General features: G+C 75.9%; 1 protein-coding gene. It reads left to right on the top strand.

The genetic code is table 11. The features are described from left to right. The coding region (locus MJ783_RS21570; RefSeq protein ID WP_239313299.1) for a sulfurtransferase at window positions 1–686 on the top strand (686 nt) is incomplete at both ends.

Genomic DNA, 686 nt, shown 5'->3' with positions numbered 1-686 from the left:
AACGGAGGAATCGGCGGCGGCTCCCAGCGGCGGGGCGATCCCAGCGGATCCGTGGTCCTCGTCGGCGCGAAGCGCCTGCACGACGAACTGCTGTCGGCCACGCCGCCGCTGCTGCTGGACGTCCGCTGGGCTCTTGGCGACCCACACGGCCGTGATCACTATCGTGCGGGCCACCTGCCGGGCGCGGTCTATGTCGACCTCGACACCGAGCTCGCCGCCGCACCAGGCGGGAGAGCCGGCCGGCACCCGCTCCCCAGCGTGGCGGCGCTGGAGCGGTCGGCCCAGGGCTGGGGGCTCACCGCCGGCCGGCCGGTCGTGGTCTACGACGACAACGGGGGACAGTCCGCGGCTCGGGCGTGGTGGCTGCTGCGCTGGGCGGGCGTGGACGACGTGCGCATCCTCGACGGCGCGCTGGGCGCCTGGCGGGAGGCCGGCTTCGAGATCGAGACAGGGGAGACCGTCCCGGTCCCCGGAGACGTCGTGCTCACCGCGGGACACCTGCCGCTGCTCGACGCCGACGGCGCCGCCCGGGTGGCCCGCGCGGGTGTCCTGCTCGATGCCCGCGCGCCGGAGCGTTACCGCGGCGAGGTGGAGCCCGTCGACCCGCGGGCGGGGCACATCCCGGGCGCGGTCAGCGCGGCGACCGGGGACAACCTCGACGGGACCGGTCGTTTCCTGTCCCCGGA

Origin of the sequence: Protofrankia sp. Cj3, from assembly GCF_917627355.1 — a bacterium.
GTDB lineage: Bacteria > Actinomycetota > Actinomycetes > Frankiales > Frankiaceae > Protofrankia.
The sequence above is the reverse complement of the archived record's forward strand: the minus strand, read 5'-3'. Positions and strand labels throughout refer to the sequence as shown.